Origin of the sequence: Variovorax endophyticus, from assembly GCF_025376855.1 — a bacterium.
Lineage (GTDB): Bacteria > Pseudomonadota > Gammaproteobacteria > Burkholderiales > Burkholderiaceae_C > Variovorax.
In genome coordinates this window covers 109,546-134,185 of record NZ_JAHUTH010000008.1, presented here as the reverse complement: position 1 = coordinate 134,185, position 24,640 = coordinate 109,546, and the positions used below count along the sequence as shown (strand labels likewise).

General features: G+C 69.2%; 10 protein-coding genes. 1 reads left to right on the top strand and 9 read right to left on the bottom strand.

Annotated elements, in window-relative coordinates:
* Window positions 1-9: 9 nt before the first annotated feature.
* The 9 genes from KV106_RS12625 to gspD all read right to left on the bottom strand — a co-directional run bounded on the left by KV106_RS12625 (window position 10) and on the right by gspD (window position 24,368).
* Complete coding sequence (locus KV106_RS12625) at window positions 10-13,326, bottom strand: filamentous haemagglutinin family protein (protein WP_261210601.1); 13,317 nt, start codon at window positions 13,324-13,326, stop codon at window positions 10-12.
* Window positions 13,327-13,547: 221 nt separating this feature from the next.
* Window positions 13,548-14,531, bottom strand: a complete 984-nt coding sequence (locus tag KV106_RS12620; protein ID WP_261210600.1) for a FecR family protein — start codon at window positions 14,529-14,531, stop codon at window positions 13,548-13,550.
* A gap of 131 nt (window positions 14,532-14,662) precedes the next feature.
* Window positions 14,663-15,178, bottom strand: a complete 516-nt coding sequence (locus KV106_RS12615) for an RNA polymerase sigma factor (RefSeq protein WP_172705288.1) — start codon at window positions 15,176-15,178, stop codon at window positions 14,663-14,665.
* Complete coding sequence (locus KV106_RS12610; protein ID WP_261210599.1) at window positions 15,171-15,878, bottom strand: STN domain-containing protein; 708 nt, start codon at window positions 15,876-15,878, stop codon at window positions 15,171-15,173. Before KV106_RS12610 ends, KV106_RS12615 begins: the two co-directional genes overlap by 8 nt.
* Before the next feature lie 234 nt (window positions 15,879-16,112).
* Complete coding sequence (locus KV106_RS12605) at window positions 16,113-17,282, bottom strand: substrate-binding domain-containing protein (RefSeq protein ID WP_261210598.1); 1,170 nt, start codon at window positions 17,280-17,282, stop codon at window positions 16,113-16,115.
* Window positions 17,283-17,490: 208 nt separating this feature from the next.
* Window positions 17,491-18,726, bottom strand: a complete 1,236-nt coding sequence (locus KV106_RS12600; RefSeq protein ID WP_261210597.1) for a type 2 periplasmic-binding domain-containing protein — start codon at window positions 18,724-18,726, stop codon at window positions 17,491-17,493.
* 520 nt (window positions 18,727-19,246) lie between these two features.
* Window positions 19,247-20,449, bottom strand: coding sequence for a type II secretion system inner membrane protein GspF (gene gspF, locus KV106_RS12595; RefSeq protein ID WP_057591899.1), 1,203 nt, complete (start codon window positions 20,447-20,449; stop codon window positions 19,247-19,249).
* 9 nt (window positions 20,450-20,458) lie between these two features.
* Window positions 20,459-21,913, bottom strand: coding sequence for a type II secretion system ATPase GspE (gene gspE, locus KV106_RS12590; RefSeq protein WP_409976515.1), 1,455 nt, complete (start codon window positions 21,911-21,913; stop codon window positions 20,459-20,461).
* 4 nt (window positions 21,914-21,917) lie between these two features.
* Window positions 21,918-24,368 carry a type II secretion system secretin GspD gene (gspD, locus tag KV106_RS12585; RefSeq protein WP_261210595.1) on the bottom strand — a complete coding sequence of 817 codons (2,451 nt, stop codon included), beginning with the start codon at window positions 24,366-24,368 and terminating at the stop codon, window positions 21,918-21,920.
* Here gspD and KV106_RS12580 point away from each other — a divergent pair.
* Window positions 24,346-24,561, top strand: coding sequence for a hypothetical protein (locus KV106_RS12580; RefSeq protein WP_057591898.1), 216 nt, complete (start codon window positions 24,346-24,348; stop codon window positions 24,559-24,561). The genes gspD and KV106_RS12580 overlap by 23 nt on opposite strands.
* Window positions 24,562-24,640 lie beyond the last annotated feature (79 nt).

Sequence of the window (24,640 nt, the reverse complement as noted above, 5' to 3'; positions counted from 1 at the left end):
ACACGGCCGCTACTTGCCCTGGCGCAGATCGCGCCGCTCGGCCTCGGTCAGCTTCGACATCACGGCCGGGTCGACCGCGTCGCCGTGCGCGGCGATCTGCACGAAGCTGCGGGTCTGGTAGGGAACCTGGGCATTGCGACCTTGCTGCTCGCCGCGGTTCGTCGCCGGCGTCGGCGCGCTTCGATCGCTGCCTTCCGCGGGCTCGTTGCCGAAGCCCAGCACGCGCACCGTGAACACCGAGGGCAAGGCCTTCCTCGCCTCGGCGCGGTCGCGCTGTATCGCGTCCTGCGCCGCTGCCGCCGCCGAACTCGCGGCCGCGCTGGCGTTGGACAACGCGCTCACGTTCACCGCCGCGACCACCGGCAGCCCGCTCGACTTGCCCTGCACCTGGATGTTCTCGGCGTTCACCACGCGCAGCGCGGCGATGTTGACGTTGCCCGAGACGCGGATGCCGGCCTCGCCCGCGTCGATGGTGCCCAGCGGCGCGATCAGGTCGATGTCGCCGGGCGGCACCTCGGGCAGCGGCGCGAGCGTGGCGATGCCCGCGCCCGTGCTGGGCACCTCGGGCGAGATCTTGATGTTGCCGATGCCGTCGTACACCTGCCGCGGCGGCGTGAAGACCACGGTGGTCTTCGAGCCGCGGCCGGCGTTGATGTCGCCCTCGGCCGACCAGGCCAGGATGTCGCCGCCGAAGGTGGTCATGACACGGCTCTGGCCCAGCAGGATGCTGCCGAGCGCATAGAGCTCGATGCTGCCTTGGCCGCGCGTGATCAGGCCGGCGGTCGAGGGCGGTGCCGCGCCCTCGATGCCGTAGGTCTGGGCACCGCCCGGGGTCAGCACCTGGATGTCACCGCCGAGGTTGGTGTGGATGCCGGAGCCGCCGTACATCAGCAGGTTGCCCTGGTAGCCGATGGCCTGCCCGTCGGCGCCGTGCTGCGGGAACATCGCGGCGATGGCGTCGCGTCCGCGCAGGTAGCTGCCGAAGCGCGGTCCGTTGGCGTCGTTGTATTCGCGGCCACCCTCGCGCAGCTCGGCGAAATAGACCTGGCGCGCGAAGATGCGCTGCTGCTCGGGTGCCAGGGTATCGAAGTAGGCCAGGGCTTCTTCCGCGGAGCCCTGGAAGCCGTAGCGCTCGGACAGCCACGCCGACAGCTCGGCGCCATAGGTCTTCGCGACCTTGTCGCCCTGGTCCGCGAGCGGCGTGCCCGAGGCCGCGAGGTTGGCGGGATCCAGGTACTTCTTCAGCAGGCCCGTGTAGTTGGCGCCCCGGGCTCCGAGGCCGGCCTGCACGACGATGCCGGCGCCGGGGCGCGTATCGCTCGCGACCACGGGGCCGATGCTCGTGAGGTTGGCCAGGTCGTCCTGGACCAGGTTGCGGCCCGCGGAGATCTCGAGGGTGCCGGGTCCGGCGACCTCGAAGTTCGCATAGAGGATGTCGCGGCCGGCCTGGATCACGGAGACGTCGTTCTGGTGGGTGTGGACGATCAGGTTGCCGCGGCCCTGGGCTGGGGAATCGGGATTCGCCAAGCCGGGGAGCTCCAGCGGCGCGTCGTTGCTGCGCATGCCGGCATACACGATGTCCCGTCCCGCCTTCACGGCCACCGGTCCGGATGCCACGTAGTCGACCTGACCCGCGCGGGGACCGGTCGTGCCGGTGAAGGTCACCACCGTGCCGGTTCGCAGCCCGATGATGTCTCCATTGGCTGCGTAGAAGCGCGAGGGGGTGGAAGGACTGGCCGAGACGCTGGCATCGGCACTGAGGCTGTTGACATCGAATGCGAACAGCGGCGAAAGCCTGATGAGCGGCACAGGTGCAAGCCCGGAAACATTGGAAATCAGGATCCCCCCCGCGCTGTCGAAGCCCACAAAGCCCGGATGCTCGATCGTCGCGGTGGCCGATGCGTTCGCGCCGGACGAACTGATGGCGTAGCCGCCGCCATACAGCGAGCCGCCCGCCAGCAACTCCATGCGGCGCTCGCCCAGCGGGGCCAGCAACAGGCTGCTGTTCCATTGCTGCGCACTGCTCGCACCGCCGGTGATGGCCGTGGCGGCCGAAGGTCCGTAGTAGATGCTCCCCATGGTCGCGACCGCACTGACACGTCCCGGCAACAGGTACCAACCCCCATTGCTCACGTAGTCCCATTCGGTCCCGCTGAAGCTGGCGGCCGTTTCGCTGGCGCGGGTGTCGAAAGCGAGGTTGCCGCCCGCGCTCGACACATCGAGGGCCGTCCGGTCGGTCCACAGACTGAACCAGCTTCTCCCCCGGGAGCTGTTGCCGGCCGCGGACGTGAATGCGAAGGTGTTCGGCGTCGCCACCAGGCCTGGATCTCCCGTGCCGCCCAGCACCAGGTCCCCACGGCTCGAGATGCTGGCGCCGGCGTCGCCCTGCATCAGCATCAATCCGCCCGTGGCGCGCGCAATGCTGGCTTCGTAGGGATTCGATGCGCGAACCTCCTTCGGATCCTGTACCGCACCATAGAACAGCTCCACGGTGCCGATCCGTCCCGCCGACATGGCGAGGCTGCCCCGTAGGTTGACGAGCCTGCCATACAGGTCCTGCGTCTGGGCCACGCCAACGCCGTTGGGCCCACCCAGTCGCCCTTCGATGCTGCTGTTCCAGCCTCCATCGACGCGCAGGTCCAGATCCCCGCCTCCCGTCAGGACGAGACTGCCATCCGGCAACACCCGGCCGGTGCTGCCCACGGCGAGCACCACGCCCTGGCTGCGCGCCATGCCGTTCCCGCCGACACCGGTCGTCGAGCGCGTGGTGATGACCCCGGCGTTGCCGCCGACGCGGATGTTGGCGTCGCCGCCACCCAGGGTGCCCATCCCGGTGAAGCCGGTGACGGCGGGCCAGTAGAGCAGCTTGCCGTCGCCACCGGTCTGTTCGTTGTTGCTGTAGGTGCCGAAGTTGATCCACCAGGCCGTCGGCACGTCGCTCACCCCCGCCGTATGGCCCGTGCCCTGGCGCCACAGCCAATTGCCCACGCTCGAACTGGCCGAGGCCAGTTCCCCACTGGCGCTCCAGGAATCGCCGGTCAGATCGCCACCGACATCGACCCACAGGTTGCCCCCGCCGTCCGGATACCAGGCCTTGTAGAGGCTGTCCGTGCCGCTGACCAGCTTCTCGTACGCGGGCGTCTTGTCGCCGGCGGTGTTCCACAGCACGGAAGTGCCATTGGCCTGCAGGCCGCGCGCCAGGTTGTAGTTGGCATCGAGCGTGGCACTGCCCAGGCTCCTGGGCGCGCCGGCTGTGTACACGCCGTAGGGCGACTGCATCGAGAAGTTGCCGCCCGCGGCCAGGTCCAGGTCGCCCGTGCCGGTGCGCAGCACGCTGAAGACGGGCGCCTTGGGCGTGACGGCCACCACCACCTCGCCGGCGGGGCCACCCACCGCCACGCACTGCCCGGGTTCCTCCGCGCAGATGCTGTAGCCCGGGTCATCGGCCCAGTCGTCGACCGGAACGCCCGGCGTGCCGTTGTACATATTGCCGTCCGCCCACACCCACGAGACGCGTACGCACTGTCCGGGCTCCTCGCCGCAGATGCTGTAGGTCGGGTCATCGGCCCAATCGGGGGCGGGAGTGCCCGGTTCGCCGCTATACATGTTGCCGGGCGCCCAGTACCAGGCGCCACCGCGCCGCAACTCGGTCTGCTTGAACACGGTGTAGTGCGTGTCGGCAAGCAGGATGCTGCCCGCGTCGAGCCGCGTCAGACGGTTGTCCGCCGCCTGCAGGTCGGCGCCCGCGACGAGGCGCAGGCTCCATGACTGCGAACCTTCCGGCAGCATCTGCGCCAGCGCCCAGTTCCGGGCCTGGTGCCCGGTCGAATCCGCGGGACGCAGATTGACCGACAACGCGCCGTCGGGCAGCGCCACGTTGGTGCCCGAAGCGATCAATGCGCCCACCGGCAGGAGCAGGCTGCCCGATTGCGTCATCGCGACCGGCAGCTTCGCGCCCTTGGGCCAGGTCAGGCGCGCCAGCGTCACGGCCACCGGCAGGCGTGCGCCGGCCAGCAGTTGCGCGCCCGCCGGCAGTGCCAACCCGCCGGTGCCCACCATCCGGCCCGCGGGCAGCAGCACGCTGCCGTCGGCCGCGCGCACATCGGCCGCGAGCACCGTGCCGAAGGGCAGCATCAGTTCGCGGTCCAGCGTGATCGCGCCCGGCAGCACGGTGCCCGCGGGCAGCGTGACGTCCTTCACCGTGATCGCGTAGTTCAGCGTCTTGCCCGCGGGGTAGACCGTGCCCTCGGCCAGGGTCACGCCCGGCACCGGCACCACCACGTCGCCGCCGAAGGCCTGCACGCCCGGCGTCAGGATCCAGCCGCCGTCGTCCGGCGTCTCGGGCGGCGGCGCGAAGCCGTCGTTGATGCTGCCGTAGATCGACAGGTTGCCGCCGGCGCGCAGGGTCAGCATGCCGACCTCGCCCGAGCCGTAGCTGCCGGTGCGCTGCGTGTTCGGATTCAGGCTCGCATAGCGCAAGCCCGACAGGTCCAGGTCGCCCTGCACGACCAGGTCGCCGTCGGGTGTCGCGCTCGCGATCTCGATGGCGGGCCGCAGATGGAAGGCGTCGCGGTAGCTTGCGTTGTTGAGGCCGGCCAGCTTCGTGTTCAGCAGGTTGCCGTTGCCGAGCGCGCCGTCGACGAACTGCGTGGCCTCGCCATGCTTGGCGTTCAGGTAGGCCTGGTCGATCACCTGGTAGGGCCGGCCGCTCGCGGCCGCGTCGGTGCCGAAAGGCGCGTCGCTGTAGCGCTGCTTGCCGTACACGGCGATCGAGCGCGCGCCCTGGATGTTCAGGTTGCCGCGCGCATCGATGGCGATGTCGCCGAAGGTGGCCGCGTCGGCGTCCGTCGTGCCGCCTGCGCTGCCGATGCGCGGTGCGTACAGGTCCAGCGTGCCGCGGTTCCTGCCGTCGCCGCCGCTCGAGCCGGTGCCATGGCGCAGGTCGATGCGCGCGCCCTCGCCCAGCACCAGCGTGCCGCTGCCGGCATCGAGTTCCACCATCGCGCGGTTGGGGCTGTCGATGATCTTGCCGTGGCTGTCCACGCGCAGCACCGTGCCGTGCGCGTCGAGCACGGCGCTGCCTGCCAGCGCGAGGCCCTTGGCGGCCGCGAGGCGGATGCTACCGACCTGCTCGCCGCTCGCATCGATGGTGCCGACCACGTCGAGCCGGCCGTTGTCCACCGACACGTTGATCTGGCGGGCCTTGAGTTCGTTGCCGATGCGCAGGTCGCCCTGCTTGAGCTGGAAGCTGCGCTGGCCGAAGAAGCCGCCGTCGTTGAGCCGTGTGTTGAGGGCCGCGAACTCGTCGCTGAGCGCGCCGCCGCCCAGCTGCTGGGCGCGGATGTCCACGCCGCCCGCGCGGTAGGGCACCAGGGCGCCGCCCGCGTCGTAGTGGCCGCTCGCGCCGGCGCGCAGCGTGCCGCGCAGGTCGACGCGGCCCGCATCTTCGTCGAGCGCGATGGCACTCAGCAGGCCCGCGTTGTTGTTCCGCGCCGAGAGGTCGATGGTCGACCCCGCCGCCTGCGTGATGTTGCCCGCGCTGCTGCGCAGCGTCAGGTCGCCGCCCCACGAGTAGCGGCGCACGTCGAACAGCGCGATCTCGCGCCCGGCCAGGTCGAGCCAGGCGGAGTCACCCAGCACGATGTCGCCCTCGGCCACGATGCCGAGCTTGCCGCTGGGCAGCGCCACCGTGGTGTCGACACGGACCGTGGCGCCCTGGAGCTTCAGTTCCGCGCCGGTCTGCACGCCGGCTTCGAGGCTCGTGGCCGACGCATCGGCGCGGCCGCTCGCGGGTGCCAGCACCTGCAGCGAGCCGCCCGCGGCGATGCGGTTGACCGAGCCTCCGGCACCCGTGATGAGCGGGGCCGTGAGGGTCAGGTTGCCGCCTTCGTAGCGCGGCCCATCGGTGCCTGTCGCCTGCGACTGGTACACCGAGAGCGCGCCCTTCTGGTTGGCGGTGATGCGCTGCGTCGCGTTCAGCTGCACGTCGGCGAAGCCCAGGATGGTGCGGCCGAAGTCGTCGACGCCATTGGGTTGCGATGTCGGGTCATAGCCGAACTCGATCGTGTCGGCGTTGATCGCGAGCCTGCCGCTGCCCGTGCCCCGGCCACCGGTGACCGGCGCCGGGGCAGCGCCCGCGAGACCGGCCCAGGTGAGCTTGGCGGTGGTGATGCGGGCCATGTCGCCGGCGCCGCCCTGGCCGTAGATGGCCGGCGTGGAGAGCACCAGGTTGCTCAGGGACGACCTGCCGGTCGCGGCGTTGGTGGTGTCGAGGCTCACGCTGCCGAAGAAGTTCACCGACTCGGCGGCGGTCAGCACCAGGCGCTCGAGCGCGGGCGCGCCGTAGGCCGTGTCGCCGCGCAGCAGTCGATCGAGCAGGTCCTGGTTCAGGCTGAGCCCGGCGGTCAGCGCGCCGCGCGCCGCGGCGGCCGCGAGGTCTTCGCTGCTGCCGGCATTGACCGTGCCGACCGCCAGCACCAGGTTGCGCGTGCCGTAGCGCACGCGGTCGCTCATGTCGAAGCTCGATCGCGTGGCGGCCAGCAGCGTACCCTCGGAGTACAGCTCGGTCGTGCCCTGGCAGAGCACGGCGGTGCCGCACGCGCCGATGGCGATCGGGCCCGCGCCCATCGGGAGCGTGGGATCGTCCTGCTGCAGCGGCGCCAGCATGTTGAGCCATCCGTTGGATGCCGCCACCACGGACACCGCGCCAGGGCGGTAGACATAGCCGTTGGTCGAGTCGTAGGGCGCCTTGCCCATGCCGATGGTGTTGATCCCCGCACCGGCCTCGATGCTGATGCCGCCGGTGGTGCTGGCCGCGACCAGGAACACCTCGGGGGCCTTGAGGATCGCGCCCTCGCGCAGCACGATGCGGCCGGTCTCCCCGCTGACGTCGACATAGTTGCTGAGGTTGGCCCCGCCCGTCGGCGTGCCGTAGGTCGACTGCAGGTTGCCGCCCACCGTCAGGCGTGCCGCGCCGATGGCATTGAGATCGCGGGCATGGAGCGACAGGCCGTCGAAATCGGGCGTGGCGCGCGCGCCGTCGGCCAGGATCTCGAGGGCGCCGTCCCCGACGTTCGCGCCGGTCGCGACGAGGTTGGCCGTACCGCGGTAGCCGTTCTTGCCGGCATCGAAGTTCGCCTTCGCATTGAAGCTGAAGCGGCTGTCCGGCGACGAGGGCAGCCGGAACTCCAGGTTCCTGGCATCCGATGGCAACGCGGCGCGCGCGGTGTTCGCCAATGCCGCCTGCTGCAGCACGAAGTCGGCGTAGCTGGTCTCGTTGTACTGCGAGTAGCTGCGCAGCACGTCGGCCGAGGTCACGACGAGCTGGCTCGACAGGCTGTCCGCCAGACCGGTGTTGGCGGTGCCCACGATGGCGGCCGTGGTGTAGGAGCCGTTGCGCATCGGCGTGGCGCGGCTGGGCGTGCGTCCCGTGGCGGGGCCGTTGATCTCGACGCGGAAGGCACCGGGCAGCAGCGCATAGTTCGACGGCAGCAGGGTGTAGGTGCCCGCCGGCAGGCCGAGGATGTCGTTGGCCCCGATCGTGACCTGCTGGCCGATGCGTGGATCGACCGCGCCACCGCGATCGGCCGGCGCGTAGGCCGAGGCATAGCCGGGCACGATCGCATAGACCGGGTTGCTGTCGAGGCCGGGCAGCACGAAGCCGTTGCGGCCCACCTGCATCAGCGGATTCATCCGCGCGTCGGTGGAACCGCCGCGCCCCGAGACGAAGCCCGCGCCGCGCAAGTCGCCGCCACCCGACAGGTCGAGCACCGCGCCCTCCTCCGCCGCGATGCTCTGGCCCGACACCAGAATGGAGCCGGCGCTGCCCACACCGGACAACTTCACATGGCTGCCGAGGCGGTCGTAGTTCACCCCGTCGGACGTGCCGCCATAGGGCATCACGAGGCCCGCCGCGGAAATCGACGTGAGACTGCCCGGCGCGAAGCGCACCGAGGCGGTCGACCCGGGCGTGCTCGCGCCGTTCGTGCCCAGCGTGATCGAGCCCAAGGGGGCGCGCAGGACGCCGCCTTGTTCGATGCGGGCAGCGCTGAGCAGCATGGAGCCGAAGACCGAAGAGGGCAGCTGCGGGTCGGCCGCGCTGGTGTCGTAACGCTCGATGACCAGGCGGCGGTCCGGCTTGAACGCCGTGGCGCTGGCCCGGCCCGCTAGCACGCGCGCCGAGACACCGGTGGCGGGGTAGACCTGCGCCGCGCGCAGCGTGAGGTCGCCGGTGGTGTTGAGCTCGGCGCCGTACGACCCATCGCTCAGCATGCGCGTGCCTTCGACGAAGCGCAGATCGCCCTCGCTGATCAGGTTCACGCGGTCGAAACCCGCGCGATCGACCGAGGTGGCGCCCACCGCATCGTTCGCACCGAAGGTCACGACACCCTTGATATCGACCAGCTTGCCCTGGGCGCTCAGCACGGCCGAGGAACTCAGCGTGCTCACGCCGCCCTGGTAGGACGGACGCAGGTAGCCCTCGCCGGATGCGCCGTTGTCGGTGATGCCCGCCAGCAGGACGTAGGGCGCCGACAGCGACACGCTGTGGATCGGATCCATGCCGGCCGCGACCGTCAGCGCGCCCGCGTAGATGCGCAGTTCCTTGTCCATGGCGAGGTTCAGGTCCCCGCCGAAGCTGACGAGGCCGTTGCTGTAGAGGCTCAGCGACGAGAAGCCGCCGTCCTGCACCTGATTCACGGCCAGCGCCGCGTGACCATGCGTCAGGCCCTGCGCATCCGAGGCGCCCGCCGGGCGGTTCTGGACCAGGGTCAGGTCGCGCACCGCCAGCAGCGCGGCGTCCGGAACCACCTCATTGGCGTTCCGGTAGTTGGGCGCTTCCAGGGCCACCACGAGACTGCCGCCGGCGGCACCGGCACCGCCGGCATGCGCGCGCAGGCTTCCGTCCAGATACAGGCCGCTGCTCGAGGCGATCTGGATACGCCCCCCGTCGCTCACGACGGTCTTCACGCCCGCGCCATTCACGTTCAATGGTGCCTGTGCACCGGAGGCATCGATCACCGCGCCTTCGCGAATCACCACGAAGGCATCCGATGCCGTGGCGCGGCTCGTCGATTCCAGCAACTCGCCACCGATGACGATGCTGCCACCGCGGGGCACGAGGCCGAAGGGTTGCCCCTGGATGTCGTACCCCGTGTGGACTTCGGCCGATGCATCGAGGGTGGCCTGTTCGCCCACGAGGATGCGGCGCGCGCTGGCCCTGCCGTCGGCGGCGATGCCGCCATTCGCGATCTTCGATCCCGCGAGCTCGGTCACCGGCCCGAGCAGACTGATGCTTCCTCCCCGTGCCTGCAACAGGCCCTCGACGGTCAGGTCGCCTCGGCTCGACAAGGCGATCGACTGCCCCGGGTCCACGCGCACCGCGGCATCCTTGCCCACGTACAGGTTGCCGGGATCGCCGACTTGCGCTTGCACGCTGCCAAGATCTCCACCGATCCGCCCTCCCTCGACACCGGCGGACAGCGAGATGCTCGCGCCGCGGCGCTGCTGTACTTCCCGCGCTGTGGGGTCGTCCTGGTACAGCGCGGGCTGCCAGAGCTGGAGCAGGCCACCCAGGCCTTCGCTCGCGGGGCGCACGGGTCCGCTCGCACGCAGCACCGGCATCTCGACGTCCAGCGTGACGCCGTCCGGCACGACCAGTCCGTTGTAGGCGCGCACGTCGTAGCGGGAAAAGCCGCCGCGGAACAGATCGGTGGAAAGCGTTGTCGTGCCCGCCACGGCGGTGTCCGCGGGCAGCACCGTCCCGGCCGCCAGGCGCGAACCGGGCGGCAGCTTCACCGTGAGGTCGAAGGGCGCGCGATCGCCGCTCTCAAGCTGCACCGTGCGATCGGCAATCGGCACGCCGTTCGGGAACACATTGGCCGGAACGACATAGTTCGCAAAAGTGTCCGCCAGACCATAGCTGGAAGGGAAACTGACGACCGTGCCGGCGGGAATGTGGTCCAGGATCAGGGGGGGCAATCCGAATCCTTGGCTTATCTCGATTCCTTCTGGGGTTCTGAATGCACCTACACCGTTCAGCACGATGGAGTAACGCATGTTTTGTGGCGACGCGGGCGGAACCCAGTCAGCTGCAAGCGTGATGGAGACGTTCAACTTGATCCCCGTTGGCCCGACCACCTCTCCAGGCTTGGCAACGGACGTGATGTAGCTGTAGCGCCCTGGCAGCACGCCACCCGCCGCCACATTGATCTCGAGTTCGTTCAGCAGGACCAGATCTGCGAGCGCTGCTTCTCCAGCCCGCAGCAACCCATCGATCGGCACCACCTTGCCACCGATCGCAATCGCGCTCGCCGATTCGATCTGCAGCGTGCCCCCGCCTTCGACGCCGTAGCCGCGGATGTCTCCATTGATGGTCAGCACCGCCGCCCGGTTGCCCGCGCCGGTGCTCGCGAGCCCGGAGCCCAACTGCACCGAGCCACCCTTGCCGCCCTGGATGCGTCCGTCCGGCTGCACCACGCCCCCCGAGGACACGTCGATCAGCGAGCCCTTCTCCAGCGTCACGCTCTCGGTCGAGCGGATGCTGACCAGGCCCCCGTCGATGTGCGCAAGGTCCGCCGGCGCGCCGCTGCCCGATCGCAGGTCGCCCAGCACACCCGTCGCATCGAGCGTGACGCCCTCGCGCACCCACACGCCGGCTTGAGCGCCCTGTGGCACCTCGATGCCGATATCGAGCGGCGTCGCGGCGTCGCGCACCTGCTTCAGCACGTTGCCGATGCGTATCGTCCCGCTGTGGGCCGTGAGGTTCGCGGCCACGTCCACCGAGGGTGCATACAGCACGATCTCTCCGCCATCGCTGACCTGCAACAGGCTTGCAACGGCGATGTTCTTCTTCGCCGCGATGCGCACCGCGCCGAGCGAGGCCGCGGTCAACGAATCGGCGTCGAGCAGCACCATGCCCTGGCGCTCGGCGGCCACGGCATCAGAGAGCCCCAGCGCGTCGGCGATGCCCGGCACCGGTTCGCCCAGCTCGACGCTGTCGACCACCGGCACGAGCCCGCGGCGGATCACGCCGCTGGCGGCATCGAAGATCGGCCGGTACTGGCCGATGACCAGTTCGCCGCGCCGCGCCACCGCGTTCTGCGATTGGTTGTAGCCATCCAGGTCCGCCTGCGGCGCCTGGGTCTGCTGCGGTCCCTGATAGGTCTCCCCGACGATCGATCCTTCGAGCACGGCGCTGTGGGTGGCCACCACCAGCCGGCCCGCATCGCGCCCGACCGTGTAGCCGTTCTCGAGGCGACGCTGCGGCCCGATCAGCGGGTTGTAGAAGTAGTCGGTGGTGTTCTTGCCCCAGCGTGCATGCTCGTCCTCGAAGCCGCGGTACAGGCCCTTGTAGAGCAGGTCCCCGGGCGCGCTCGAGACCTCGTACAGCCGTCCGTCGCTGCCCTTGAGCCAGCTTTGGTTGATGAAGCCGCTCGCCACATCCAGGGTGCCGCCCGAGAGATTGACGCTGGAGCCCGCGCGCGTCACCAGGTCGCCGCCCGCCACCGTCACGGTACCGCCCTGCGCCATCCATTCGCCGACCGAGTGGCCACCGGTCGCGAGGTAGCCGCTGACCTCGAGCAGGCCGCCTTCGGTGTACCAGCGGTCCGTGGGGTAGCCGTTCGTGCCGGCCGGCACGAACACCAGCTTGCGCCGGTCCACCCACAGGTTCAGGTTGTTGAGGTTCCTGCTGTCGCGGTTGATCGGCGCATCGCGCTGCTCGTTGCCCTGGGCGTTGATCAGGATGTTGTTGCTCTCCATCGAGACCTTGACGCCCACCGCGCCCGAGACATCGAGCTGTGCACCCTGGCCCACCAGCGTGCGCTTCGGCGCCGCCACCACGATCTCGCCACCGGTCGCGAGGCTCAGCGACGAGCCCTGGAACTCCACCGTGCTGCCGCTCACGATCTCGATGCGCGAGAGATCGCGGCGATCGGCGATCGTGCTCAGGTTGTCGAACACGCCCGTGGCGTTGTTGACCGGCTGGCCGTCGACGAGCCTCAGTGCCGCATCGCGCTGGCTGTCCAGCGCCGTCGCGCTGTTCGTGTCGAGCAGGATGGCGGTGGTGCTGCCCTCCGCCACCGTGACCGTGCCCGTCTCGTCGCTTGCGCGGGTCGACAGGTGGATGGTGCCGCGCTTGCCCACCGTCGTGGTGGCGATCAGCACGCCCGCCTGCGTCACCGTGTGGCCGGTCAAGGTGATGTCGCCGGCGGGCGCGGTGATCAGGCCGGTGTTGACCACCGTTCCCGCAGCGCTGTCCGCATTGCGCGAGGCCGACACCTCATTGCCGGCCGTGGTCGAGCGCAGGTTGCCGTCGGTGCCCACGCCCTTGCGGATGGTGAAGCTGTCGCCCGCGGCGAGCACGGTCTGGCCCGAAGGCGTGTGGATCTGCCCGGCGTTGCGCACCTCGTTGCCCAGCAGCAGCACATAGCCGCCGCCCTGCGTGGCCGATTGGGGCACATGCGTGGCGATCTGCGCGCCGGCCTGGACCTCGACCTTGCCGGCTGCGCCCGTGAACGTGGGTGCCGTTCCATTGGCATCCACGTAGATGCCCTTCGTGCGGAACTGATCGTCGGTGATGGTGGCCGCTGCCGCCACCAGGTTGCGTGTATCGGTCTGGCTGCTGCCGCTGAACACGATGCCATTGCGGTTCGCGATCAGCACCGTGCCGTCGGCCTTGATCCGGCCCTGGATCTGCGAGGGGCGTGCCAGCGGGTCGTTGACCTTGTTGAGCACCGCCCAGCTCGGGTCCTGCTTGAAATCGACCGTGGTGTTGCGCCCGACGTTGAAGGTCTCCCAATTGAGGATCGCCTTGTCGCCGGTCTGCTGGATCGCGACATTGGTGCGGCCATCGACCTGCGATTGCACCGGTGCATTGGCGTTGAGCCAGCCGGCGGTGAGACTGTTGGTGTCGACCTTCAGGCCGCCATCGGCCAGGCCATCGGGCACCGAGGGATCGTTGCCCGCGGCCAGCCGTGCGGCCGCCTGTGCCGCCTGCTGCGCGGCGATGCCGCGTGCCGCGAGATTGAGGTTGTCGATCGAGCGGCTCAGTTGTTCGTTGGCGCGCTGCTGCTGGACCTGCGGACTGGTGAGCGTGGACGCAGGCAGGCCGTTGGGCAGACGGCCCGTCTGCATCGCATTGCCCTGGTTCAGGTTCTTCTGCGCCATCCAGCCCGCACTGAAGGCACGTTGTGCGTGCGCGCCGCCGATGACGCTGCCCGCGGCCAGCACCAGCGCGATCGCACGCGCCACCGGCACCAGCGCGAAGCCCTGGCTTCCCTCTCCCGTCGAATGTCGATTCCTGCTTGCGCGCCCGTGCGTGTTCATGTGGGTTCTGGTCCAAAAGATCGAGATCGACCGGCCGCGCGACTCCGATTCCTCTCGCGCGGCCGTCCGTGAACGTTGCGGCACGGGCGCTCCACGCGAGGCGGAGAGCGCCGGCCGATTCTTCTAGACGAGTGCCGATTCGCGAACCCGCAGCGAATCGATGTAAATCTTCTTCTGACGCCGGAGCCCTGCGCGCCCGGCCATGACCCGCGCTCGCTGTCTCAACTCAGCAGCAGGAGCCCCGCGGGTAGCGACCTCGCGCTGAGGTCGAAGCTGCGCTGGATCTGCAGCAGCGCGGTCTCGATGTCCACGATCCGGATGCGGGCCGTGACGGTCTTGTCGCGCATCGCATCGCCGACCAGCACCACGCGCCCCGGCCGGTATCGATTGATCTCGTCGAGCACGGCGGGCAGCGGCGCTTTGGTGAACACCATCTCGCCGCGCCGCCAGGCCATCGCGCTGTCGACATCGGCGGCGGCGATCTCGCTGATGCTTCGGCTGTCGTACACCGCGAGCTGGCGTGCCTGGAGCTGGCGCTGGCCCGCGGGGTGTTCGACGAGCACCTGTCCCTGCATGCAGGTGATGCGCGTGCGTCCATCGAGATATCGCACCTCGAACTCGGCCGCCTGCGCGCTCACGCGCCCCACCCCGGCGGTCATGCGGAAGAACTGCTGCGCGCTGGAGACATCGACCTGTGCCTCGCCCTCCAGCAGCTCCAGCCCCGCCGCCTGCCGCGAATCGCCGGTGCGGCGCAGGCTCGTGCGCGTGTTCATCGCGACGGCCACGCGCTCGTCGATCCGGACCTCGCGCTGCTCGCCCACCGCCGTGCGGTAGTCGGCATCCCATTGCGGGGCCGCGGGCCACAGGCCGAACGGCGAGTAGGCCGCGATCCCCGCGGCGGTGGCGCCGCCGATCGCCGTGCCGAGGAATGCGCGCCGGCCGACGCGCGGCCGATGCAGCGCCTTGCGGTGGTATTGGGCCACCGCGGGATTGCTGTGGAGGACGCCGCCGACAGCCGATTCCAGCAGGCGCCATTGATGCGCCGCTTCCTGGAACGCCGACTGGTGCAGCGGATCGGCATCGCGCCAGCGCCTGAACGCTTCGGCCTCCCATTCGCTGACGCGCCCGGACGTGAGCTTGCGCACCCAGGCCTGCGCGTCCTTGAGCACATCGGGCAGCTTGCTGCAATCGTCGGTGGTGGTCATTGTTTCGTTCTCGCGGCCTTTTCGAGGCACCGGGACGGTCGAACGCGGCATCGATGTTCGCTCCCAACCTATAGACGGTTGGCGAGGACCAAACCCGCGAAAAAATCTCGCATCCCTGTCAAGAAACTCTGTTATGGGTCGCGCCGAAGGCGCTCGGCGCAGTGCTCCTGGGCGGCCTTGAGCTCGCTTTCGACGGTCCGCAGCGAGATGCCGAGACGTTGGGCCACCTCGCGCTGCGGCCAATGTTCCCAGCGCACCAGGATCAGGATCTCGCGCCGGCGCGCGGGCATTTCATCCACCGCGGCCTTCAGGCGTTCCAGCTCGGAGCGCCCTTCCGCGATGCGCGCCGGACCCGGTGCCGGGTCCGGAATCGCGAGCATGAGTTCCTGCACGTCCTCGGCCGACAGCATGCGGCTCTGGCTGCGCCGGATATCGATCGCGAGGTTGACGCCCATGCGTACCAAGTAGGCCTGCGGATTGGCGATCGGCCCCGCGATCTCACTGTCGCGGTGCAGCCGCAGCCACACCTCGTGCAAGGTGTCGCCCGCCAGCTCCGGGCTGCCCAGGTGGATGGAGAGGCTGTTCTTGATCTGGTTGTAGCACTGCACCAGCGCGCCACGGAGCATCGGAAGCACGCTGTCAGTCACGCGCGCCCTCCGTTTCGCAGGGCATGCCCGCCACGCGGTCCCTGGGCAGGATCACCAGCACCAGCGGCTGGCGAAGGTCCGCGGGCGGCGCGTGCTCCATGCGCAGTCCGCCCAGCGCGCCGAGCAAGGCCGCGTCGCGCACGACATTGCCGGTCGAACGGACCAGGTGCGGAAACAGCTGACCCTCGCGATCGAGTTGCAGCCTGAGCAGAGCCCGGTAGTCGCCGGGAACGGTGCGCGGATCGGCGCACAGTGCCTCGAAGACCCGCGCCTGGACCAAACCGTCGTAGCGGCGATCCAGCGCCGGGGCCTTCGGCATGTCTTCGACCGGGCTCGCCGGGATCCGGCGCAGCACGAAAGCGCCGTTGAGTTGCGGATCGGAATCGTCGGCCGCCAGCCCGGTGCCGGCCAGCAGGGCTTCGAGCGCTACGCGGGCCGGAAGGCGGCCCCTGATGGCCGCCGATGCGCGGCCCGAGACCAGGGCATCGCTGAACAGCACGGTCTGGTCCGCCGTCACGGCATAGCGCTGCAACGCCACGGCGAGCGGCTGGGCAGGGATGTCGAAATCGAGGAGGCGCGATCGGACCCGTGTGTCCTCGCCGTCGACGGCGGCCGCTGCCCGTGCAGGTAGCGGCGACATCCAGGCTGCAAGGGCGCAAATGGCGGCGCCATGGATCAGGCCCCGGACGACGTGCTGCATGACCGCTCGTGCGCCGACGACGCCCGGTTGAGGGGATGGTGCCAAGCCGCTCCAAGACGCCCATCGAGGGGCAAGGAAACATTGGACTGGGTCAGCACGGCAACGAACACCCCATTAAACCGGTCGATCATCCCTTTCGGAAATGGCATTCATGTGACAGCCGGTGCTGCGCCCGACCACGCGAAGAGCCTCGAACATGCGGGGACTGGCGACGCCCCGCATCCATCGCTTCATCTACGGTCGCCCGGTGATTCCGCCGCAATCGGCGGCATTGCCGAAGGCCAGGCCGTTCCCATCGCTGCCGGTCAGAAAGGCATCGGTGATCGCGGTCTTCCACGCGGGCGGCAACGGGACGAGGTTGTGAGCCGCGAGGGCAAGGTCGAACCCGCCGCTGCTGAAGCCCGACAGGTAGCTCTTGAACGACGCTCCCCTCGTTCCGGTACCGAATCCGCCGAGGTAGCACTGACCGAGCAGCAGGTTCGTGGTACCCCAGACGGGATAGGCGCCGGCGGGCACCACGTAGCCGGGAACCCAGTTCAGCGGATTCAGGCGGTTCGAGCCCGAAGGAGGCGCCGGCAGCATCGCCTGGATCGCCGGGGCCGTCGGCATGAACCCGTTGACCCTGGCAACGTGGTCGTTGGTGGCGCTCGTGTAGGCCGGATCGGGGCCGATGTAACCCAGCCGGTGAAGCTGGCTGCTCGCGAGCGACATGCCCGCATCGCCCTGGACCCCGACCCAGGCATCGGGCAACCCATCGCCGTTGGCGTCCTGGGTCGCGGTCAACGTGGGCAGCGCGGTCGCCACCATCGCCTGGAACCCGCTCGATACGGTGAAGAACTTGTTCGCGGGCAGGTGCGGCCCGCAGGCCGCGTTCAGAAAGCGCGACAACAGGTAAGTCGTGCCGCTGCCTGCAACTTCGTTGCGGTAGATCACCTGGATCGCGCTCGCGGGACCGGCCGCGCCATCGTCGGCGGCGGTCGCGATCTGGTTCCAGTTGCGAGCCGCCGGGCTGAACGAGAAGATGCGGCAGAGCTCGGCGGTGGTGAGGTTGAGGGTCGTGACGCCGTTTTCCTTGTACGGCAGCAGCACCGCGCCCGCAGCCACGGGCACCTGGATCACGGGGCCCCAGGTGGGAGCGTTCGTGTACGTCGCGAGAATCGACGAGGTCAAGGGAGACTCGCCCGCCGCGAGGCTCACGGTGGCATCCGTCAGGAAAGCGGCATTTTCCGATGTACCGACGGCCGGACTGTAGGTCCAGCCTGCCGCCATGAGGTCCATGTGCAGTGGCGCCGGAAACGTGGAGCCGCGCACGGTTGCCGCTTGCGCCGAGGCACTGCCCATGACCCCCAGGAACACGGACATGGCCAGGGAAAGCATTGCGCTTTTCACGGGAAGATTCGTCATGGGATTTCCAGTCTTTTTCATCGAGGAACCGGAACTCGACGTCGTCTCCGACGCATCGGTTCACCCAGGCCCGAAAAGCAGGAGATCAAAAAGCAGGAGGGCGAGACGAGTGCGTTTCAGCCCTCGTCTCGCCCCACTCCGTCACGGTGGATGAGTCACCGGCCATGCAAGGGCCAATGGCTCATCCAGGTCGTTGGCTCAGACCAACTTACGGGCGGCCAGCGATGCCGGCGCAGTCGGCGGCGTTGCCGAAGGCCAGGCCGTTGCCGTCCGAACCGGTCAGGAAGGCTTCGGCGATGGCCGTGTTCCATGCGGCGGGCAGCTTCACGAAGCTGTGGCCGGTAGGGCTGGTGGGACGAGGACCGGAGATGTAGCTGTCGTAGGTGCCGTCGTTGAAGTTCTGCAGGAAGTTCTTGACCGCAGCGCCGCGGGTGCCTGCGGCGAAGCCGCCGGCGTAGCACTGAGCCAGCAGCAGCTGGGTGGTGCCGTAGATCGGATAGGCACCGGTCGGAACCGCGTAGGCGGGAACCCAGTTCAGGGGGTTGGTACGAGCCGCGCCCGACGGGGGAGCCGGCAGCGCCGCTTGGATGGAAGCGGCGGTCGGCAGCAGGCTGTTGATGCGCGACACCACGGCGTTGCTGTTGCCCGTGTACGTCGGATCGGGGCTCAGGTAGCCGAGACGGTGGTTGACGGCCACGGCGGACGACATGCCCGCGCTGTTCGTCACGGGAACCCACACGTCGGGGATGCCATCGCCGTTGGCGTCTTGCGCGGCGGTCGGCGTCGTGATGGCGCTGGCCACCACAGTGCGGAACTTGTTCGACACGGTGAAGGACTTGCCGGCGGGCAGGAACGGGCCGCAGGCCGCGTTCAGGAAACGCGACAGCAGTTCGGTCGTGCCGCTGCCAGCAGCTTCGTCGCGGAACACCACCTGGATCGCATTGGTGGTGCCTGCAACGCCTTCGTCGGCGACGGTGGCAACCTGGTTCCAGGTGCGTGCGGCGGGGCTGAACGAGAAGATGCGGCAAATATCGGCAGTGGTCAGGTTCAGGGTCGAGACGGTCGTGGCGGCCGTGCCGTTGTTTTCCTTGTAGGGCAGCAGCACGGGGGTGGCCACGGCCGGAACCTGGATGATCGGGCCCCAGGTCGCACCGTTCGTGTACGTGGCGATGTCAGCGCTGGTGAGAGCGGAGTCGCTGCCGGCGTAGTTGAAAGTGCTGCCGGTCAGGAAGTTCGTCTTGCCCGTACCGCTGCTGCTCGAGGTGTAGGTCCAGCTACCGAGGATCGGGCCATGGCCGGGGGCCGGATCCATGATGTCCTGATACATCACCGCCGGCAGCGAAGCGCCACCACCGGTCACGGTCTGTGCCGAAGCGGCACCGGCCGCCATTGCCACTGCGGCCACCGCAGTCAGCGCCACAAGTTTGAAGTTCACGGATTTCATGTCGTTGCTCCTAAGCAAACAGAAAAATTGAAAAACCAAATCGAACGAATAAAACTTCTCGCGTCATTCGCCAACGACCAGGGCAACCGATCCAGGGGATCCGCGCATTGGTCTCTTGGCGACAAATGAATTCTGAAAAGAGACGGTGACGCGGCATTGAAGAAAGTCCGGAACACGGGCGAGAAAGCACCCCGGTGCCGCGATGGCCGGATCGGACACGGATCGCGAAAGATCGGCGCGCCGACCCTCGATGCGAGCTCTCGGAGCACGCGCAAGCCGTTGATTTCCCGTGCGATTCCGTCCCGAACAACACCTTCGTATCTTCTTGGCACGCGGCTCGCGATGGGCCCATCGCCATGGCCGCGAGAGCGGTGCTCCCGAACATCCGCGAAGCGCACCCGAGTTCGGCCCGATGCGATGCGATATCGGCGATCGCGCTTGCGTGAGTCCGAGGGGCCGGAAGCAATTCCGACCTCGCAATGCAGCGCCGGTCGATTCGAAGGAATCCTCGAATCGACGCTCACTGCACCATCTGATTGATCTCCATGATCGGCAACAGCACCGCCAGCACGATCAGCATCACCACGCCGCCCATGCCGAGGATCATCAGCGGCTCGAGCAAGGCGGTCAGGCGCGTGGCGCGACGCTCGAGGTCGCGCGAGAGATTGGCCGCGGCGCGATCGAGCATCGGCGCCAGCGCGCCGGTCTTCTCGCCGCTGGCGACCAGATGGATCAGGTTCGAAGGGAAGACCTTCTGCACCTTGAGCGCGGCGGCGAGCGGTGCCCCTTCCCGCACGCGCGCGGTGGTGTCGGCCGCGCAGGCCTTGAGCCGCTCGTTGCCCATGGTCTGGCGCGCGGCATCGAGCGAGCGCAGCAAGGGCACGCCCGCATCCATCAGGATGGCCAAGGTGGAAGCGAAGCGCGCCGTGTTGACGCCGAGCACGTACTTGCCGAGCATGGGGGTGCGCAGCAGCAGGTCATGCCAGCGCAGCCTGAATGCATCGTCGCGCAGGCGCCAGCGAAAGCATCCGACCGCACCCCCGATCGCGAGGCCGGCGAGCACGCCCCATTCGCGCACGAAGGCGCTGGCGCCCAGCATCACCTGCGTGAGCATGGGCAGTTCCTGCCGCGCCTGCGAGAAGGCGCTGACCACCTGCGGCACCACGTAGCCGAGCAGGAAGATCACGATGCACACCGACACGAAGGCCACGACCGCCGGATAGATGAAGGCGGTGAGCATCTTGCTCTGCAGGTTGTCGCGGCTCTCGAGGTAATCCGCGAGCCGCTCCATCACGCGCGCGAGGTCGCCCGAATCCTCGCCGGCACTCACCAGCGCGCGGTAGATCGCGGGAAAGTCGCGCGGCTGCTCGCCCAGCGCATCGGCCAGCCGCATGCCGCCGCGCACGTGGTTGCAGACGACGGTCAGCGACTCGGCCACCACCTTGTGTTCCGCCTGCTCGATGGTGGCCATCAGGGCCGACTCCAGCGGCAGGCGCGCGCTCAGCAGGCTCGCGAGTTCGCGCGTGGCCCAGCAGAGATCGGCCGCGCCGAGTTTCGGGCTGAACCAGGATTGCCCGCTGCCAGACCTCGTCTCCCGGACCTCGAGCGCGGTCAGGCCACGGTCGCGCAACTGCAGCCGGACCGCGCGCACGGACTCGGCCTCCATCGCGCCGGATTGAACCTGGCCGGCCTGGTTGGCGGCCTCGAACTGGAAGCGCGGCATCGCCCTGCCCTAGCCGTCCTCGCGCGTGACGCGCAGGATCTCGTCGGCGGTGCTGACGCCCGCCGCCACCCAGCGCTGGCCGTCCTCGCGCATGGTGCGCATGCCGCTGCGGCGAGCGAGCTCGCGCATCGCATGCTCGTTGCCGCCTTCGTGGATGATCCGGCGCACCTCGTCGTCGATGACGAACAGCTCGTGAATGCCCGTGCGTCCCTTGAAGCCCGATTGATTGCAATGGGCGCAGCCCACGGGCACCCAGCGCACGCTGCCGTCGGGTTGCGTCTCGGCGCGCTTGCATTGCGGGCACAGGCAGCGGACGAGCCGCTGCGCCAGCACGCCCAGCAGCGACGAAGAAAGCAGGAAGGGCTCGATGCCCATGTCGGTCAGGCGCGTGACCGCGGAGATCGCATCGTTGGTATGCAGCGAGGCCAGCACGCCGTGCCCGGTGAGCGAGGACTGCACCGCGATCTGCGCGGTCTCCAGGTCGCGGATCTCGCCGATCATGATGTTGTCGGGGTCCTGGCGCAGCGCGGCGCGCAAGGCTGCCCCGAAGGTCATGCCGATCTTGCTGTGCACCGGGATCTGGTTGACGCCCGGCAGGTCGTATTCGACCGGGTCCTCCACCGAGAGGATGTTGCTCACGCTCTTGTCGAGCTGGCCCAGTGCGGCGTAGAGCGTGGTGGTCTTGCCGCTGCCGGTCGGGCCGGTCACGAGCACGATGCCATGCGGCTGGCGGATCAGCTTCGTCAATGTCTCGAGCGTGTCCGGCGCGAGGCCCAGCCGCTGCAATTGCAGGCGGCCTGCATCCTTCTCCAGCAGCCGCAGGACCGCGCGCTCGCCATGCACGGTCGGCACGGTCGAGACCCGCACATCGATCGGCCGCCCGCCCACGCGCAGGGTGATGCGGCCATCCTGCGGGATGCGCTTCTCCGCGATGTCGAGCTGCGACATGATCTTGATGCGCGAGATCAACGCGGCATGCAGTTCCTTGCGCGGCGAGACCACGTCGCGCAAGGTGCCGTCGACGCGATAGCGCACCACGGAGTGCGTCTCGAAGGCCTCGAAGTGCACGTCGCTCGCGCCGTCGCGCGCCGCCTGCGCCAGCAGCGCGTTGATCATCCGGATCACCGGCGCATCGTCCTGCGCGTCGAGCAGGTCGGTGACGGCGGGCATGGACTGCATGAGCCGCTCGAGATCGACCTCCGACTCGGCCGCGCCCACCACGGCCGCGGCGCTACCCGTCTCGGCATAGCCCGCGGACAGCAGCGCATCGATCTCCTCGTCCGGGACCTCGCGCCGCGCCTCGATGGCCGTCTGCCGCTGCGCCTCGGCCAGCGCCCATCCCGGCGTGCGAACGCTGAAGACGATCTCCGCCACGTCGCCCTGGCGGCACGCGACGATGCGCTGGGCCCGGGCCCAGGTGTGCGGCAGCAGCGGCGTGGGTTGCGGCGCGGCGCTCATCGGCATGCCCTCATGGCGCCACCACGATCTCCGGCCGGTAGCCGAGTTCGCGCAGCACGCCGGTGGCGGTATCGACCGAGCGCGCGTCGCGCGGCAGGTCCACGCGCACCGCGTAGCCGATGCCGCCTGGGCCGACGACGATGTACGCCGGCAGGCCGCTGATGCGCACCCGCCGCGCGACCTGCACGGCATCGTCCTGTCTCGGCACGTCGGCGATCTGCAGCACGCTCTTGTTGCTCTCGGAGTTGGCGTAGAGCACGGACGGGTCGCTGGTCACGCCAACGTTCGACGGGAGCTGGGAGCGCATCTCGGGCTCGTTCGACTCGCCTTGCGCGGGGCGCTGACGGACTTCGCTGCTGCTCTGCGTGGCGGGCGCGGGCAGCTCGCGGGTCTTGTCCCATTGCTCGGGGCGAAGGTCCAGCTTGGGCGACCGCCCGGCCACCGGCAGGTCGCTCGGCGGCAGGATCGAGGCCGCCATGTCGGGCAGCACCAGGTGCTTGCCGGGCTGCACCCGGCTCTGCTGGGTGCGCATGAAGTTGTAGCGGTCCTGGGTGAGGCCGCGCCCAGCGTTGGCGTCGCGGATCACATAGGGCCGCAGGAAGATCATCAGGTTGGTCTTCGCGCGCTGCCGCTTGTCGTAGCGAAACAGGTTGCCGAGGACCGGAATGCCGCCGATGCCCGGCACCGACTCGACCGTGGTGTTGACGCTGTCTTCCAGCAGGCCGCCGAGCACCATGATCTGGCCGTCGTCGAGCAGCACGCTGGTGTCCAGCGCCCGCTTGTTGGTGACCACGCCCGCGATGCCGGAGTTCTGGTCGTCGATGCTCGAGACCTCCTGGTAGATGTCGAGCTTGACGGTGCCGCCTTCCGAGATCTGCGGCCGGATCTTGAGCTGCAGCCCGATGTCCTCGCGCGTCACGGTCTGGAACGGGTTGTCCGAGCCGCCGCCGCCGGGCGTGATGTACTGGCCGCTGACGAAGGGCACGGTCTTGCCCACGATGATCGAGGCCGCCTCGTTGTCGAGGGTCATGATGTTCGGCGTCGAGAGGATGTTGGCGCCGCCCTTGGTCTGCAGCGCGCGTGCCAGCAGGTTGAGGTTCAGGATCTCGGCCCCGCCGGGCAGCTTCACGGTGCCGTCGACGATGCCCAGGCTGATGCCCTGCGGCAGCCGGTCGATGGTGTTGGTCGCGCTGTTGTTCAGCGCCGCGCCGCCGCCCAGGTTGGTGCCGCCGAGGAAGCGGCCGTTGTTGCGCATCCACTGGATGCCGAGTTGCGCCGCATCCTGTTCGGTCACCTCCACGATCAGGCTCTCGACCAGCACCTGTGCGCGCCGCTGGTCCAGCGAATCGATGACGCGCCGGATGCTGCGGTACATGGGCTCGGGCGCGGCGATGATGAGTGCGTTGGTGGTGGCGTCGGCCTGCACGGTCACGCCGTTGGCCGAGAACGCGGTGCCGGTGGTGCCGGCGCCCGCGGCACCCTGCTGCGACCCGCCGGCGGCGCCACCGCCGGCCGCGCCGAAGCGGGTGCTGCCGCCGCCGCGGCTCCCGCTGCCGCCGGTGCCGCCATTGGTGCCGGACCCGCCGGTACCCGTCCGGTTCGCCGCGTCCGTGCCGCTCCCGGCACCGCCCACCATGCCGCCCGCGCCGAGCGTGGCGCGCACGTTGTCGCCGCCGCTGCCCAGTGCCGTGGCACCCGAGTCGCCGGTGAGCAGCCCGCGCAGCACGCCCGAGAGATAGCTCGCGCGCGCATTGCGCAGGTACACCACGTGAAGGTTGCCCGGATCGTCCTGCGCGTTGTCGAGCTTGGCGACCAGGTCGCGCGCGAGCGAGGTGCGCGCGGGGCTGCTCGAGCGGATGATCACGCTGTTGGAACGCGGGTCGGCGAGCACCACGATGTCGCGCTTGCCCTCGCCGCTGCCGCCCTGCAGCAGCTCGTTGGCCAGCGCCGCGATGTCCACGGCCACGCCGTTGCGGACCTTGACCATGTCGGTGTCGAGCGAGGTCGGCGTGTCGATGCTCTCGACAATGCGCGCGATGCGCTCCAGGTTGTCGACGTAGTCGGTGATGACCAGCGTGTTGTTCGCCGCATAGGCGGTGATGCTGTTCTCGGGCGCGATCATCGGCTTGAGCACCGGGATCAGCGCCTCGGCGTTCTCGTAGGCCAGCCTGAAGGTGCGGGTCGCGATGCCACCGCCGGGCGCGCTCGCGTTGACGGCGCCGCCCTGCAGCTTGGCGTCGGCGACCGGCACCACGCGGCTCACCTTGCCCACGTCCACGATGGTGAAGCCCCGCATGCGCAGGGCCGAGTTCAGCATGTCGTAGGCGGTGGCGGCCGGAATCTCGCCGTCGGACACCAGGGTGATCTGGCCCTTGACGCGCGGATCCATGAGGAAATTGCGGCCCAGGAACTTCGACAGGGCCGAGATCACCGACTGGATGTCCGCGTCGACGAAGTTCATCGTCGCCCTGTCGTCGCTGCCGCGCGCGGGCATGACCGGCACCGGTGCGCGCCGCTCGGGGCCGGTCGAACGCGCGGCGCGCCCGGTGTTGGCGGAGGGGGCCGGCGCAACAGGCCTGGCCGATACCGGCGGCGGCGCGGGCGATACCGGTACCGCGCTCGCGGCGGCGGTGCTTGCCGCGCTCGGAACATAGGTGCCCTCGCGGAACAACGATTCGTCGGGCGCGGTCGTCGCGCATCCAGCCGCCGCCAGGCAGCACACCAGCGTGCAGC

Bases quoted from the DNA above. Each gene is read 5' to 3' on its own strand.
- KV106_RS12625 (WP_261210601.1), bottom strand. From the start codon at position 13,326: ATGAACACGCACGGGCGCGCAAGCAGGAATCGACATTCGACGGGAGAG.
- KV106_RS12620 (WP_261210600.1), bottom strand. From the start codon at position 14,531: ATGACCACCACCGACGATTGCAGCAAGCTGCCCGATGTGCTCAAGGAC.
- KV106_RS12610 (WP_261210599.1), bottom strand. From the start codon at position 15,878: ATGCAGCACGTCGTCCGGGGCCTGATCCATGGCGCCGCCATTTGCGCC.
- KV106_RS12605 (WP_261210598.1), bottom strand. From the start codon at position 17,282: ATGACGAATCTTCCCGTGAAAAGCGCAATGCTTTCCCTGGCCATGTCC.
- KV106_RS12600 (WP_261210597.1), bottom strand. From the start codon at position 18,726: ATGAAATCCGTGAACTTCAAACTTGTGGCGCTGACTGCGGTGGCCGCA.
- gspF (WP_057591899.1), bottom strand. From the start codon at position 20,449: ATGCCGCGCTTCCAGTTCGAGGCCGCCAACCAGGCCGGCCAGGTTCAA.
- gspE (WP_409976515.1), bottom strand. From the start codon at position 21,913: ATGCCGATGAGCGCCGCGCCGCAACCCACGCCGCTGCTGCCGCACACC.
- KV106_RS12580 (WP_057591898.1), top strand. From the start codon at position 24,346: ATGTCCGCGTCGACGAAGTTCATCGTCGCCCTGTCGTCGCTGCCGCGC.
- gspD (WP_261210595.1), bottom strand. From the start codon at position 24,368: ATGAACTTCGTCGACGCGGACATCCAGTCGGTGATCTCGGCCCTGTCG.